Annotated in this window: 12 protein-coding genes and 3 pseudogenes; 10 read left to right on the top strand and 5 right to left on the bottom strand. The window is 61.0% G+C overall.

Going from position 1 to position 12,350, the window contains the following annotated elements:
- Window positions 1-85: 85 nt before the first annotated feature.
- A pseudogene (locus AiwAL_RS18740) lies at window positions 86-1,404 on the bottom strand (IS256 family transposase).
- A gap of 115 nt (window positions 1,405-1,519) precedes the next feature.
- Between AiwAL_RS18740 and AiwAL_RS18745 the strand changes: the two are divergent.
- The 5 genes from AiwAL_RS18745 (at window position 1,520) to AiwAL_RS18765 (ending at window position 6,613) form a co-directional block, all read left to right on the top strand.
- Complete coding sequence (locus tag AiwAL_RS18745) at window positions 1,520-2,542, top strand: site-specific integrase (RefSeq protein ID WP_262313330.1); 1,023 nt, start codon at window positions 1,520-1,522, stop codon at window positions 2,540-2,542.
- A complete protein-coding gene (locus AiwAL_RS18750) occupies window positions 2,539-3,342 on the top strand; it encodes a tyrosine-type recombinase/integrase (protein ID WP_262313331.1) in 804 nt (267 codons plus the stop codon). The genes AiwAL_RS18745 and AiwAL_RS18750 overlap by 4 nt, the downstream gene beginning before the upstream one ends.
- 108 nt (window positions 3,343-3,450) lie before the next feature.
- Window positions 3,451-4,683: a site-specific integrase gene (locus AiwAL_RS18755; RefSeq protein ID WP_262313332.1), complete on the top strand. Its 1,233-nt coding sequence runs from the start codon at window positions 3,451-3,453 to the stop codon at window positions 4,681-4,683.
- A complete protein-coding gene (locus AiwAL_RS18760) occupies window positions 4,680-5,618 on the top strand; it encodes a tyrosine-type recombinase/integrase (RefSeq protein WP_262313333.1) in 939 nt (312 codons plus the stop codon). Before AiwAL_RS18755 ends, AiwAL_RS18760 begins: the two co-directional genes overlap by 4 nt.
- A complete protein-coding gene (locus tag AiwAL_RS18765) occupies window positions 5,615-6,613 on the top strand; it encodes a site-specific integrase (RefSeq protein ID WP_262313334.1) in 999 nt (332 codons plus the stop codon). The genes AiwAL_RS18760 and AiwAL_RS18765 overlap by 4 nt, the downstream gene beginning before the upstream one ends.
- A gap of 9 nt (window positions 6,614-6,622) precedes the next feature.
- Here the strand turns inward: AiwAL_RS18765 and AiwAL_RS18770 are convergent, their stop codons facing one another.
- Both AiwAL_RS18770 and AiwAL_RS18775 read right to left on the bottom strand, forming a co-directional pair.
- Entirely contained in the window at window positions 6,623-7,468 is an 846-nt protein-coding gene (locus AiwAL_RS18770) for a tyrosine-type recombinase/integrase (RefSeq protein ID WP_262313335.1), read from the bottom strand.
- Complete coding sequence (locus AiwAL_RS18775) at window positions 7,465-8,694, bottom strand: tyrosine-type recombinase/integrase (protein ID WP_262313336.1); 1,230 nt, start codon at window positions 8,692-8,694, stop codon at window positions 7,465-7,467. The genes AiwAL_RS18770 and AiwAL_RS18775 overlap by 4 nt, the downstream gene beginning before the upstream one ends.
- Before the next feature lie 264 nt (window positions 8,695-8,958).
- Here AiwAL_RS18775 and AiwAL_RS18780 point away from each other — a divergent pair, with 264 nt between their 5' ends.
- Together AiwAL_RS18780 and AiwAL_RS18785 are read left to right on the top strand one after the other, a co-directional pair.
- Window positions 8,959-9,249: a DUF1778 domain-containing protein gene (locus tag AiwAL_RS18780; protein WP_235705830.1), complete on the top strand. Its 291-nt coding sequence runs from the start codon at window positions 8,959-8,961 to the stop codon at window positions 9,247-9,249.
- Window positions 9,246-9,752 carry a GNAT family N-acetyltransferase gene (locus AiwAL_RS18785; protein ID WP_235705831.1) on the top strand — a complete coding sequence of 169 codons (507 nt, stop codon included), beginning with the start codon at window positions 9,246-9,248 and terminating at the stop codon, window positions 9,750-9,752. Before AiwAL_RS18780 ends, AiwAL_RS18785 begins: the two co-directional genes overlap by 4 nt.
- Here AiwAL_RS18785 and AiwAL_RS18790 read toward each other — a convergent pair.
- Complete coding sequence (locus AiwAL_RS18790; RefSeq protein WP_235705832.1) at window positions 9,710-10,000, bottom strand: Arm DNA-binding domain-containing protein; 291 nt, start codon at window positions 9,998-10,000, stop codon at window positions 9,710-9,712. The two genes, AiwAL_RS18785 and AiwAL_RS18790, sit on opposite strands and share 43 nt — an antisense overlap.
- Before the next feature lie 135 nt (window positions 10,001-10,135).
- Between AiwAL_RS18790 and AiwAL_RS18795 the strand changes: the two genes are divergently transcribed.
- The 3 genes and pseudogenes from AiwAL_RS18795 to AiwAL_RS18805 all read left to right on the top strand — a co-directional run.
- Window positions 10,136-11,443, top strand: a complete 1,308-nt coding sequence (locus tag AiwAL_RS18795; protein ID WP_262313337.1) for a fimbria/pilus outer membrane usher protein — start codon at window positions 10,136-10,138, stop codon at window positions 11,441-11,443.
- Complete coding sequence (locus tag AiwAL_RS18800) at window positions 11,428-11,913, top strand: spore coat U domain-containing protein (protein WP_235705834.1); 486 nt, start codon at window positions 11,428-11,430, stop codon at window positions 11,911-11,913. Before AiwAL_RS18795 ends, AiwAL_RS18800 begins: the two co-directional genes overlap by 16 nt.
- Window positions 11,914-11,972: 59 nt before the next feature.
- Window positions 11,973-12,104: pseudogene (locus tag AiwAL_RS18805) on the top strand (transposase); the annotation flags it as partial.
- A 121-nt stretch (window positions 12,105-12,225) separates the two neighbouring features.
- Here AiwAL_RS18805 and AiwAL_RS18810 read toward each other — a convergent pair.
- Window positions 12,226-12,350: pseudogene (locus tag AiwAL_RS18810) on the bottom strand (IS5/IS1182 family transposase); the annotation flags it as partial.

Raw genomic sequence — 12,350 nt, forward strand, 5'->3', positions numbered from 1 at the left:
AAGATGCGCAATCCGCTCCCATTGGTCAGCCCTCAGCCCATAACGCCCCATCGATCAGCCTTTCGGAATGCTGATCTGCTATGAATCAGGAAAACGGTCGCGCCGGAATCCCCCCGGTCAAATGACGACACACCCTAATGCCCTGAATGACCTTGGGCAATTGATTTTCTCCCTTCAGTTTTCGCCATGTCCTGGCGGCGGCCATCACCAGCTTGAACACCATCAGCCGGGCAGTGTCCTGCGACAGCGCGCCCTTGGTGCGGATCGTCCTGTGGCGCACCGTGGCGAACACGCTCTCGATCGGATTGGAGGTGCGCAGGTGATCCCAGTGTTCGGCCGGGAAGTCATAGAAGGTCAGCAGCGCGTCCCGGTCCTTGATCAGGCAGGTGACCGCCTTCTCGTATTTGGCCGCGTATTTCTCGGCGAAGGTCGCGACTGCCGCCTCGGCCGTGGCCCGATCCGGGGCAGTCCATATCTCGCGCAGATCGGCCTTCGCGGCCGGCTGGATGGATTTCGGCATTTTGTCGAGCACGTTGACGGTCTTGTGCACGGTACAGCGCTGGTGGCTGGTCGTGGGACAGACCTCCTCGAGCGCCTTCCAGAAGCCAAGCGCACCGTCGCCGGTGGCGAGTTGCGGCGCGATGACCAGGCCGCGGGCCTTCAGGTCGACCAGCAGCTCGTGCCAGCTCTGCGCGCTCTCCCGCACCCCGACCTGAAAGCCGATCAGTTCCTTCTTCCCCTCCGGCGTCGCGCCGATCAGCACCAGCATGCATTCCGCCTGCGGCTCCATCCGTGCCTGCAAATAAATCCCGTCTCCCTCCGCTTGCCTTCCATCCGGCTCCGCCGGACGGAACCTTTGGCAAGCTTCGCCCAGATGTAGACGTAGTGCCGTGCCGACAGCTCACGCCGTTGCCAGCGCTGATAGTCAGCCGCCCATTCGGACCTGAGCCGCGCGATCACCGAAGGGGACAGGTTCGGCGCATCCTTCCCCAGCAACGCGCCGAGCGCCTCCTGGAAGTCGCCCATCGAGACCCCGCGCAGGTAGAGGATCGGCAGCAAAGCATCGAGGCTGCGCGTGCGCCGAGACCAGCGCGGCAGGATGGCCGAGGTGAAGCGAACCCGCTCCCCGTCCGTCCCGGCGCCGCGGTCCCGCAGCTTGATCCGCTGGACCTCGACCGGACCGATCCCGGTCTGGATCACCCGCTCCGGCCCCAGCCCATGCCGAACAAGGCGATCCCGGCCGTCCGGCAACCGCGCCGCCTTCATTGCGGTCAGAAACGCCTCGGCCTCCGCTTCAATCGCCTGCGCAAGCAGCCGGCGCGCCCCATCTCTCAGGACCGCCGTCAGGGGATCCTCAATATCGTCAGGCTTCCGGAAAGGAAGAATGGTGGTATTCATCGTCATAGGCGTATCGCTCCTCGGAGGTTCAGGCAGGCTCTCACCCGCCTCGATACGCCGCCTTTCTCACCCTGCCATCACCCAATTTCGGCCATAGCTCGAAGAGCATCCTGGCCCTTATTTGCTGGACCGAGCGCATTTTCGACGGCCAAAGCTTGGAGATAACGCCGCTCTTCAACATCTCTTGGTTTTTTTGCGAAGCCAGAATGCAATCGCCGAAGAGATTGAGGTCGACCACAGCCCATCGCCGGTAGAACAACATGTGCTGGCATACGAGCGGTATTTGCAAGATGCGCGTGCGCTATCTCGTCAAACGATCATAAATTACAGGCCAGTTGTCCGAGATTTTCTCAACTTCCGTTTCAGTGATGATGAGGTCTCGCTCGCACAGCTGCGTGCCGTCGACGTGACCGATTTCGTGCAAAAGAAGGTTTCGCGTCTCAACATGCGACGCGCCAAAATCATAACCACCGCACTGCGGTCGTTTCTCTCCTATGCGCGTTACCGTGGGGACATTACCTCAGACTTGGTTGCAGCGGTCCCAATCGTGGCCAACTGGTCGCTCTCGTCTATTCCTCGTGCGATCGGCCGCGAGGAGGTAACCCGCTTGCTCGCCAGCATTGATCGCGATACGCCCGTCGGGTGCCGTGACTATGCGATGATCCTCGCGTTGGCGAGATTGGGACTACGATCGAGTGAGGTAGTTTCGCTCGAACTCGACGATATCGATTGGATAGCGGGACAGATTCATGTGCGAGGCAAGAACGGTCAACGCAATGACCTTCCGTTGCCTGCCGATGTTGGCGAGGCGATTGCCAACTACCTGCGGAGGTCGCGCCCACGCAATGCCAGTCGTCGCGTCTTTTTGCGCGACAAGGCCCCGATCTGGGGTTTCAAGGGGCCGAGTGGATTCGGGTCGATCATCCGACGCTCACTCAAGAGGGCCAGCATCGATTCTCCCACAAAGGGAACGCACCAATTCCGCCATGGGCTTGCGTCAGAGATGCTGCGTGGCGGCGCCTCGCTAGGTGAGATCGGTGAAGTCCTGGGACACCGCCATGTCCAGACAACGGCGATTTACGCCAAGGTCGACCTCGACGCCTTGCGAACATTGGCTTTGCCATGGCCGGGAGAAGTCCAATGAGCACACTCCGACAGGCTGTCCAGGACTACATCGAGATGCGGCGAGGGCTGGGGTTCAAGCTGCGAGAGACAGGAAGGGGATTGACCGATTTCGTCACCTTCCTGGAGGCCAATGACACGCCATATATCACAACGGAACTTGCCCTTGCCTGGGCTCAGCGACCGTCGCATGCGCAGCCTTCGCATTGGGCAAGACGGCTGGGCTACGTCCGGGTATTCGCCCGTCATCGAGTTGCCGCTGATCCGCGAACTCAGATTCCTCCAGATGGTTTACTGCCCTTTCGCCCGAAGCGGGCGCGACCGTATCTTTACTCAAAGGAAGATATCAAGCGCCTCCTGTCCGCAACGCTCGAGATGCCGTGCCGATATATCCGTTGCAAGCTCAGGCCATGGACATATTATTGCCTGTTTGGATTGCTGAGCGTTTCCGGCCTGCGTCTCGGCGAAGCCCGTAACCTCAAGCTTTCGGACATCGATTTCGATGCCGCTGTGCTGACGATCCGCGGCACGAAGTTCGGAAAGTCCCGCCTTGTGCCGATGCACCCATCAACGTGCGCAGTGCTTCAGCGTTATATCAAACGCCGCCGACAGCATTGTGCAGCCCAGGCGATGTCTCCATATTTGTTCACTTCGCAGCTGGGCAATCGCCTTGATGTGGGAGACATTCATCGAACATTCTATGCTGTGTCTCGCCAGATCGGTCTGCGCGGCATGGATGATAGCCGCGGCCCGCGTCTGCATGACATGCGGCATAATTCCGTATCCTGGATTATTCCGGGTACTGCTGCTGGGCTGACGTAATTCTCGCACGATTACAAAGCTTTCGATCATCGCCAGCGGTTGAGGGCTCGGCATTATTCGGCTGTCGTCTTTAAGCGTGGACTTCCCCACGCAGTGAGGAGACGGACGATGACTGATCTGAACAACGGCACGATGATACCGGCCAATGACCTCTGCGTAGGTCGATTGGCCACCCATCTCGATGGGTTCGCGAGATGGCTCGGTGGCCAAGGTTATGCCCCAACGACTATTCGGCAAAAGAATGACCTCCTGGCAGATTTCAGCGCTTGGCTGGCGGAACACGATGTTGCCCTGGAAGTCCTTGCGGAGGCGCATGCCGGTCAATTTCTAACGGAATATCATTGCCGTGTCAGGCGTGGTGACGCCTGGACCGTTCGGCAGTTGATCAGATATCTGCGCGACAACGGCTGCATTCCGGTGCTGCCGCCGGAGGTCGACTCGACCGCCGAGGGTGAACTGATCAGCGCATTCGGGGGATTCCTGCGCACGGAGCGCGGTCTTTCGGTTTCGACGTTAACGAACTATTTGCCGATCGTTCGGAGTTTCTTGGACGAGCAGTTTGGCGGCAAGGCACTGCATTTCGATGACCTGCGGGCCGCCGATATTCATCGGTTCATTGTGCGGCGGGCCCGGGCCGCGCCGCGTGGCCGCGCGAAGTTGGTAGTCACGGCGCTACGCTCATTTCTGCGCTTCTTGCAGCAACGCGGATTGCTCGCGACCGATCTCGCTGCCGCCGTGCCTAGTGTTGCCGGCTGGCGCATGGAGCACCTGCCGAAAGCGCTACCCGCGGAACAGGTCGAACTATTACTGGCGTCATGTGATCGGGGGACACCAGCAGGTCGGCGCGACTACGCGGTTCTGCTGCTGCTCGCGCGACTCGGCCTGCGAGGCGGCGAGGTCGCGGCCATGACCCTAGACGATCTTGACTGGGAATGCGGAGAGATCGTCGTGCATGGCAAAGGTCAACGGCTGGCACGGTTGCCACTGCCGATAGATGTCGGCTCAGCCTTGGTCGACTATCTGCGTCAAGATCGGCCGATTTGCGCGACCCGCCACGTCTTCATTCGGATACGCGCGCCCAGACGAGGCTTCGTAAGTCCTTCGGTCATTTGCTGCATCGTTCGTCGCGCGCTCAAGCGCGCTGGTTTGACGCCGGAGTTCAAGGGCGCGCACCTGCTGCGCCACTCGCTCGCCACCGACCTGCTGCGCCGCGGCGCCTCGCTCGTGGAGATCGGCCAGCTTCTCCGCCATAGTCAGCCGAACACGACACAGATCTATGCCAAAGTGGACATCGCGGCGTTGCGCGCGATCGGGCTGCCTTGGCCGGGAGCCGCGTCATGAGCCAGCTGCAAGCGGCGCTCGACGAGTACTTGGCTGCTCGCCGCGCCCTCGGCCACAAGCTGCGTCTACCTGGGCGGCTGCTGCAGCGATTTGTGACCTTTGCCGATTCTTGCGGCGTCACCTGCATCACCACGGAGATCGCCCTGACCTGGGCAATGCAGCCGACAAAGGCACAGCCCGCCCAGTGGGCCAATCGTTTGGCAATGGTCCGCCGGTTTGCGCGCTATTGCAGCGCCATCGACCCGAGGACCATCGTACCGCCGACCGACCTTCTCCCCCACCGGTATCGTCGGCCGTCGTCCCCATACATCTATCGCGACGAAGAGATCACCCGATTGATCGAGGCAGCGAAGCGATTGCCTTCGACGATTGGTCTGCGGCCGCAAACCTATGCCGCGCTCTTCGGCCTGTATGCGGCGACCGGCATGCGTTGCAACGAACCGCTGCGCCTCGATCGCAGTGACACCGATCTCGTCAATGGCGTGCTGACGGTTCGCGACACGAAGTTCGGCAAGTCGCGCTATGTGCCGCTCCACCTGTCAACGCAACTCGCTCTGCAAGCGTATGCGGACGGCCGCGACCGTTTGTGTCCAAACCCGGTCAGCCAGAGCTTCTTCCTTTCCGAGCGCGGGACGCGCCTGACCGAATGGGCTGTTCGATGGACGTTCGTCAAGCTGTCCCGCGAGATCGGTTTGCGCAGGGCCAAAGATTCCCACGGGCCGCGCCTGCATGACCTTCGCCACCGACTGGCCGTGAACACGTTACTGCGCTGGTATCGCGACGGTGTCGATGTCGAACGGTGCCTTCCCGAGCTGGCGACTTATCTCGGCCACGGCCATATCACCGATACGTACTGGTATCTGACGGCAACACCGGAGTTGCTTCAGCAAGCGCTTCTGCGGGTGGAACAATCCCAACCGGACTCCCACCCATGAGCGCCGCCCGTACGTTCCCCGCTCTCCTGGAGGCGTTCTTCACGGATCGTCTCATCAGGCAGCGGCAGGTGAGCCCTCATACCCTGGCGAGCTATAGGGACACCTTCTGCCTGCTGTTGGCCCATGCCCAAAGACTGCTGCGCAAGGCGCCAACGGACATCAATTTAGGGGATCTCGACACCGCTTTCCTCGGCGCTTTCCTCGATCATCTCGAACACGAACGCAATAACAGTGCCCGCAGCCGGAATGTTCGTCTTGCCGCCATCCACTCCTTCTTCCGCTATGTGGCGTTGCATTCACCGGAGCACAGTGCATTGGCGCAGCGGGTACTCGCCATGCCGAGCAAACGATATGTTCGTCGGCCCGTCGCCTTCCTCAACGACGCCGAAGTGGCCGCCTTGCTCGCTGCTCCCGAACTCAGCAGATGGAACGGGCGCCGCGACCGCGCCATGCTGCTGCTGGCAGTTCAGACCGGCCTGCGCGCAGCCGAACTCGTAGGCCTTCGCTGCGAGGACATCGTGCTCGGTCCGGCAGCATATGTGCAATGCCAAGGGAAAGGCCGAAAACTCCGCAACACCCCTCTTCGTAAGGATACCGTCGCGGTAGTGCGGGCTTGGTTGACCGAGCGTGAAGGGCACCCCTCCGACCCCGCATTCCCGACGATGTCCGGCACCCACTTGAGCCATGACGGGCTGCAGTATCTGCTGAACAAGCACCTCGCCGTAGCCTGTCGCCAGTGCCCCTCGCTGGCAAACAAACGCGTCACGCCACATGTGCTCCGTCATACCCTTGCCATGGACCTGCTCCACCACGGCGTCGACCGCTCCGTCATCGCCCTGTGGTTGGGCCACGAATCGGTCGAGACCACAGCCATGTACCTGCAGGCGGATATGCACCTCAAGGAGCAGGCGTTAGCCAAGACCGACGCAGCCGACGTCCGAGGGCGCCGATACAAGCCCGATGACCATCTCTTGGCCTTCCTAAAGACCCTCTGATTATGCCGATCAATTGGCCAGAAATCGTGCGAATCCTGCGTCCTCCCGACCCGCGCTCGGAATAATCCAGGATGCGGAATTATGGCGGAAGTCATGAACGCGCGGCGTCCGTCCGTCGGCGCCATGAACATTGGCCGATCGGAACAGCGCCTGGATCCCGTCCCGCAAGCCTGTCCCTGTGTAGCCGCGCATTCCGCCCTTGACGTTGCAGAGCAAGGGTGAAGTCGCTGCTGAACTCAAGGGCGGTCGGCAGCGCTTCCTCAGATACGTCCTAAGCTCCCGAGAAGCGTCCGGCGACAACGGGACGATCCGAGATTTGTGGAACTTCGACTCACGGATCCGCAATATGCCGTGGTGTGGATCGACGTCGGCCAGGGTGAGGCGCAGCAGTTCGCCGCGTCGTAGGCCCGCCGTGTAGAGCAGGACCACGGCAAGTCGCATGACCGCCGGCCGAAGCGGCGAGGTTGCAGTCGATGCCAATCTCTCTGCGATAGCCAACATCCTGACAACTTCGGCTGGTCCGAAGATGACAGGCGGCGCATGGGGACGGCGGCGAGGAAAGCGGTTGATATCCGGAACAAAGCAGGTGGGCTCGGTTCGCTGACGATAGAGGCAGAAATTGCGCACAATACGCTGGCAATTGCGGCGCGTATTGGCGGCGAGATGACCTTGCGATATGCACCACGTCTCGAAGACGGTCTGGTCGAGGTCGACACGGCCGTTCTTCAGCAGGAAGCGACGCAGCGCGTCAATGACCCGCTCCTCATGGACGTAAGCACGCCCGAGCGAGCGCTGTCTTTGCAAATATCGCTCGATTACCTGATCGAGTGCGCTCCAATGCGGCGTTGGGCTCATGTGGCGTCCTCCACAATGCAGCTCACTGGCGCAGGGAGAGGAAGCGCGACTTCTCGTAGGGCCCCGGTTTGCAGCCGGAGATAGACACAGGTGCTCTCCAAAGTGCGGTGGCCCAGCAGGTCACCGATTACCTTGATGCCTACCCCGCGATCGAGCAGCCGCATCGCGAAGGAATGGCGTAGGCAATACGGCGAAGTTCCTTGAAGGGGCAGCCCGCTCATCCTGGCGCGCTTCTGGTAAAGATCGTCTACGGCGCAGTGTGTGAGGGGACCGCTCGGCGTCCTTGCACGGAGGAACAGTTCAGGACGCGCACTACCGGATCGCCCACGGTATAGATAGCGCCTGAGCATGCGCATCGTTTGACCAGTTAGTGGAAGGATGAGGTCCGATCTGGTTTTGCACTGCCTGACTCGAACGGTCTGGGCTTGCCAGTCGATCGACCCAAGCGTCAGCGTGACAATCTCCGATGGACGCAAGCCGTAATGCGCCATCAGATGAAGGATTGCGTAGTCGCGCCAACCAAGCTGGCTGGATCGGTCGATGGAGCGCAACAGACGCTGGACCAACGGCCATGCAAGCGCCCGCGGTGGCAGCTCACCCCTGTAGACGCGTGGCGTATCAATTACGTCCAATCGCTCCCGCACTTCGTTCTGGTCGAAGCAGAAGCGAAGAAAGGCACGAAGGCGAGCGACAATATGTTGCAGGCTCTGCCGCTTCAACCGCCGCCCCTCGGTTGCCACGAAGCGTTCCACGGCCAGAACGGACAGCTCCAGGAGCGGCGCGTCGGCCGACAAAGCCTGTGTCAGGAAGCTCTCCGTGGTTGCGATGTGCTGTTCGATGGTGGAAACGGCCAAGCCGCGCACCTCCAACAGATGTCGCCGATACGCATCGACAAGTGGAGTGAACCGGCCGGCATCGGGCTCTGTGAGGAGCTGTCCTCGCGCCGTCAGGAAGTGCTCAAACGCCCGCCGGGTGCCTTGAAAAGACTCCTGTGCCGTCGGAGAGGTAAATGCTTGCGACAAAGATGCGGCCGCAATCTTGGTGTCTCGCGCGAGCGGGGCCGAAACCATTCGCTCAAGGGCTTGCTTCAGCCTTCGTACATGGCCGTGGGCAGCGTGTCGTGCATACCCGGCCGATACAAGCCAAGCAGCGAAGTCGTCTAACAAAGCGCCGTTTGCCGACGCCGCATAACGCGCGTGAACCTTCGGGAATAAATGCTTGAGCATGGTCGCTCCCTTGCTGGATGGGTGGGAGAACCACGCTACCCTGCGCAGCATCGGTTATGTTGAGCGGGGGCGATCCACGACGTTAACTAAGGCCGGGAAACGGCCTCGACTCCACATCACTGCGCGCTGCACATAAGTCGAGGATGATCACGACGGCGGCATTGAGTGGAGCTTCAGCCGCAAGCGGCAGATCGGGCTGGGGCTGTGATGCGCCTTGATCAATACGGCATTATGCCGTATATAATGGAGCCGAAGGAGGCCCCTATGCCCAAGCCCCAAATCGAAGCCGAGACCGCCCGATTGGAAGCACGCGTCCCAGTCCAGGTCTACGACCAGATGCAGCGCGCCGCCCGCCTGCGCGGCATGACCCTGACTGGCTATCTCATCGCCACGGCCGGCGAGGACGCCCGCCGCGTCGTCGAGGAGGCCGACATCATGCGCCTCGCGCGCGAGGACCAAATCCGCTTCGCCGAGGCGCTGATCAATCCGCCCCGACCGAACACACGTTTGGCCCGCGCGGCGAAGCGCCATGCCGAGCTGATCGGGCGCCGGTGAGCGTCCGCTTCGTCATCGAGTCGCTGGCGAAAGCGCACAAGCGGGCGGACTTCACCTGCGGCAACGACCGAATTGACAGCTACTTCCGCGAGACCGTCTTCCAGGACGTGAAGCGCAAATACGCCACCTGCTTCGTCGCCAGGGAGATCGCGACGGATCGAGTGGCGGGCTTCTACACGCTCTCATCCAGCAACATGCCGTTGATGGACGTGCCCGAGACGCTGGCGAAGAAACTGCCGCGCTACCCGACCGTTCCGGCGGTGCTGATCGGCTGGCTTGGCCGGCATAACGATTACGCCCGGCAAGGGCTTGGAGAAGCCTTGCTATTCGATGCGATCAAGACCGTGGCGACCGCGCCGATCGGCGCGCACGCCATCTTCGCCGACGCCATCGACGACCGGGCGGCGGCCTTCTATGCGGCCTTCGGCTTCGCGCCCTTGGTACGGCGGCCGCGCACACTTTATCTGCCGGTGGCGACGGCGTTGAGCCTGATATCCCCATGACGACCGCCTCCGCTCCTACGCTGTTTCCGCCCCGCGCCGCCGCGTTCAAGTCTTTCTGCGCCACGGGGCGCCAAGGGCACTTCCTTGACGCTGCCAAGGCCGATGTCCCGGCGCTTACCGTTCTTCTGAACCCGACAGACCCAGGATTTGCTACCTCTGGCGGTGACGACCAGGTAAAGCCCGTCGCCATCTCCATAGCGTCCGGACTCCTTGGCGGCCTTCACAGTGGTGGCGGAAAGGCGTCCCATTTGTTCCCACACTCAATCCCAAATGAGCTGTGGGATACGATGGCTCTCTATGGGTCAGCACGCAACACCTAATGTGCGAAAAGTGGCTGAATTCAGCTATTCGTGATGCGGCATGGGGTTGGGATGTAAAGGGAGGTGGCGGAGGGAACATCCGGCCTGGCGATGGGTGGTGGCGGGTTCGTCGTCAATCTCATGAACGCCGCAGTTCTTCAGATCGACATGGCCGTTTCCACGGGGTCAGGGGGTGACGGCAATGCGGCGGTCGTCGGGATCTCCCATAATGGTCGATTCTTGAACTGGGGCGCATCGGCAGAGTTTTCGAGCCGGAATTTCAAGGACTTGGCGGCGGTCAACGGGCAGCCGGTTCCCTATCGCCAGATAACGGCCAATACCGGACTCAATCTCGGCCGATACGGGTCGATCGGGGTCGCATATAACGGTTTCGATACCCGTACCTATACGCTCGACCGGAATCTTCTCGGCTCATTGGCGGGCGGCCAGGCGTTCAACGGAATCATGCAGCCGCAGCCGGCTGAACACGCGCATATCGTCTCGGCGACATACTCCATCCAGCGCGGCGGCGTCGATTTCTACGCGACTGGCTATCGCGACCTGGCGCGACAGGGGGCGACGGGATTTCTTTTCGGCGTGACAGTGCCGCTGGGAAGCCGAAGGTCGGTATCCGTCGGCATCGGCGGCAGTTCCGGTCTCTACGGACAGGCGCAGGCGCAACAATCCATCGTTTCGCCTGGGCAATTCGGCTACCAGATCGATCAATCGACACAGGCGCCGGCAAACGGCTCGGCGACAGCGAACTACGAGTCGAAGCGTGGACTGTTTTCGATCGGCGTCGGGCGGATCGGGGTGCGGACAACGGTAAGGGCCGAGGTGAGAGGGGCCCTATCGGTTGTCGACGGCCAGGTCTTCGCGTCGAATACGATCAACGACAGCTTCGCCGTTGTCGATACCGGTGTGCCGAAGGTTGAGGTTTTTTCCGAGAATCGCCAAGTCGGCGTTACCAATCCCGACGGCACCATTCTCGTGCCGGACCTGAGATCCTTCGGCAACAACAAGATTTCCATCGACCCACTGGACGCGCCATTCGACGCGACGCTGCCATATACCGAGCGAAACGTGGTTCCAGGCTATCGCGCAGGCGTCGTTGTAAAATTCCCGATGAAACCTGGCGACGGTGCGCTGGTGACTTTCATCAACGGGCACCGAAAACCGCCGCCGGTCGGCAGCATTGCCCGGCTGGTCGGCACTGGAGCGGAATTTCCGGTCGGCTATGATGGCCAAGCCTACATCATCGGCTTGGTGCGGGGGATCAACCCTGTGTCGATCGTGAAGCCGCGCGGCGGGAGATGCATCGCAGAGATTCTCTATCGGAGAACGACGGCCCCACTGCAAAAGATCGGTCCAGTTCGATGCGCCGGGCGCTGATCGTCGCGTTTCTCGCAGCTGGCATCTTTCCGGTTGCATCCGCTCACGCGTCGCTTCTTGGAGAGACCTGCTCCGTCAGCGCAACTGGGCTGTCCTTCGGCGTTTATTCTCCGTTGTCCGGCGCCGCGGATACCTCTTCGGGCACGGTCACCGTTTCCTGCAATGCGCTGGTCAGCCTCGGGGGCGGCAGCTATACGCTTTCGGCGAGTACCGGATCGAGCGGTTCATATACGCTCCGCACCATGACCAGTGGCGGAGACACGCTCGGCTATCAACTCTATACCAACGCGGCCGACACCACGGTCTGGGGGGATGGTACCGGCGGGTCAGCCGTATTCAACAACACGTTCCCTGTGCTGGTTATTTTATCCTATTCACAGACCACGACATTCTACGGAGAAATTCCGGCCAACGAAAATGTGGCGCCGGGGTCATATTCGGATACGATCACCGTCACGGTCTCGTATTAGGGCTCTGTTGGACTTGCTTCGGAAAAGTGGAGAGTTCCGTATGAGGTATAAGGAACTCGATGACACAGCAAAGACAGTTTACGAAGGAATTTGAAGAGGAAGCAGTCCGGCTAGTTCGCACGAGTGGCCGAACGCAGCGTGAGATTGCCGGTGATCTTGGCATTGGCCTTTCGACGCTGGTTCGATGGATCGCCCGAGCCGGTCCGTCCGTCGGGGCGGCCTCCCTAACGCACGCCAAGCGAACATAATTTTTGGTCGCCACGTCGCGGTGAAAATCCTGTCAAGGAAAAATTGTGACGCTAGGGTGTGGTGTCAATTAAGCCAGATAGCGGTGGCGGTGAGGTGGACGCCTGCGAGGAAGTTTCTGGCGGTTTTGTCGTAGCGCGTTGCAATGGCGCGGAATTGCTTGAGTTTGGCAAGGAAGTTCTCGATCAGGT

Origin of the sequence: Acidiphilium sp. AL (assembly GCF_025499445.1) — a bacterium.
GTDB lineage: Bacteria > Pseudomonadota > Alphaproteobacteria > Acetobacterales > Acetobacteraceae > Acidiphilium > Acidiphilium iwatense.

Excerpts from the sequence above, each read along its gene's own strand:
- AiwAL_RS18790 (WP_235705832.1), bottom strand. The coding sequence starts at position 10,000 with ATGGGACGCCTTTCCGCCACCACTGTGAAGGCCGCCAAGGAGTCCGGA.
- AiwAL_RS18800 (WP_235705834.1), top strand. The coding sequence starts at position 11,428 with ATGCGCCGGGCGCTGATCGTCGCGTTTCTCGCAGCTGGCATCTTTCCG.
- AiwAL_RS18755 (WP_262313332.1), top strand. The coding sequence starts at position 3,451 with ATGACTGATCTGAACAACGGCACGATGATACCGGCCAATGACCTCTGC.
- AiwAL_RS18765 (WP_262313334.1), top strand. The coding sequence starts at position 5,615 with ATGAGCGCCGCCCGTACGTTCCCCGCTCTCCTGGAGGCGTTCTTCACG.
- AiwAL_RS18775 (WP_262313336.1), bottom strand. The coding sequence starts at position 8,694 with ATGCTCAAGCATTTATTCCCGAAGGTTCACGCGCGTTATGCGGCGTCG.
- AiwAL_RS18750 (WP_262313331.1), top strand. The coding sequence starts at position 2,539 with ATGAGCACACTCCGACAGGCTGTCCAGGACTACATCGAGATGCGGCGA.
- AiwAL_RS18760 (WP_262313333.1), top strand. The coding sequence starts at position 4,680 with ATGAGCCAGCTGCAAGCGGCGCTCGACGAGTACTTGGCTGCTCGCCGC.
- AiwAL_RS18770 (WP_262313335.1), bottom strand. The coding sequence starts at position 7,468 with ATGAGCCCAACGCCGCATTGGAGCGCACTCGATCAGGTAATCGAGCGA.
- AiwAL_RS18780 (WP_235705830.1), top strand. The coding sequence starts at position 8,959 with ATGCCCAAGCCCCAAATCGAAGCCGAGACCGCCCGATTGGAAGCACGC.